This is a genomic window from Mesorhizobium sp. M7A.F.Ca.CA.004.04.2.1, from assembly GCF_004022825.1.
Classification (GTDB): Bacteria; Pseudomonadota; Alphaproteobacteria; order Rhizobiales; family Rhizobiaceae; genus Mesorhizobium.
This window is the reverse complement of sequence record NZ_RZPH01001542.1, coordinates 1-846: the sequence shown is the minus strand read 5'-3', so window position 1 is coordinate 846 and position 846 is coordinate 1. Positions and strand designations below refer to the sequence as shown.

1 protein-coding gene is annotated in these 846 nt (G+C 67.5%); it reads left to right on the top strand.

Going from position 1 to position 846, the window contains the following annotated elements; genetic code table 11:
* A partial coding sequence (locus EN893_RS36010) for a 5'-nucleotidase C-terminal domain-containing protein (protein WP_206640261.1) occupies window positions 1-846 on the top strand: 846 nt, incomplete at both ends.

The following is an 846-nucleotide window of genomic DNA, read 5'->3' as shown; positions in this document are numbered from 1 at the left end:
CGTCAAATCGGCCAGCGGCGACCCGATCTATCTCGACAAGTCGATCACCCCCGACCCGGCCGTGCTCGCCCGCATCAAGGAGCTTGGGGCGCCGATCGAGGCGTTGAAGAACAAGGAAGTGGCGGAAACCACCGACGTCATCGACGGCAGTCGCGAGAGCTGCCGCACCCGCGAATGCGCGATGGGCAATCTCGTCTCCGACGCCATCCTCGACCGCGTCAAGGGACAGGGCGTCGAGATCGTCATCTCCAATGGCGGCGGCCTGCGCGCCTCGATCGACAAGGGCACCGTCACCATGGGCGAGGTGCTGACCGTGCTGCCGTTCCAGAACACGCTGGCGACGTTCCAGATTTCGGGCAAGGATCTGGTGGCCGGCCTCGAGGGCGGCCTCAGCCAGGTCGAGGACGGCGCCGGGCGCTTCCCGCAGGTCGCCGGCCTGAAGTATTCCTTCGACAAATCCGTCGCGCCCAATGCCGGCCGCGTCAAATCGGTGGAGGTCATGGAGGGCGGCGCCTGGACGCCGATCAAGCCTGACAAGGACTATCTGGTCGCAACCAACAACTATGTCCGCCAGGGCGGCGACGGCTACAAGGTCTTCGCCGACAAGGCCAAGAACGCCTATGATTACGGCCCCGGCCTCGAACAGGTGGTTGCCGACTACCTCGGCGCCCACCGGCCCTACACGCCGAAGCTCGACGGCCGCATCACCGAAATAGCCGCGACCGTCGCCGCGGCGCCTGCGGCCCCGGCAACCGATCCGGCCAAGCCAGCCGAAGCAGCGCCGGCCACGCCGGCGCCCGCACCGGCTGAAGCCGCCAAGCCTGCCGATGCGGCACAGGCAATGCC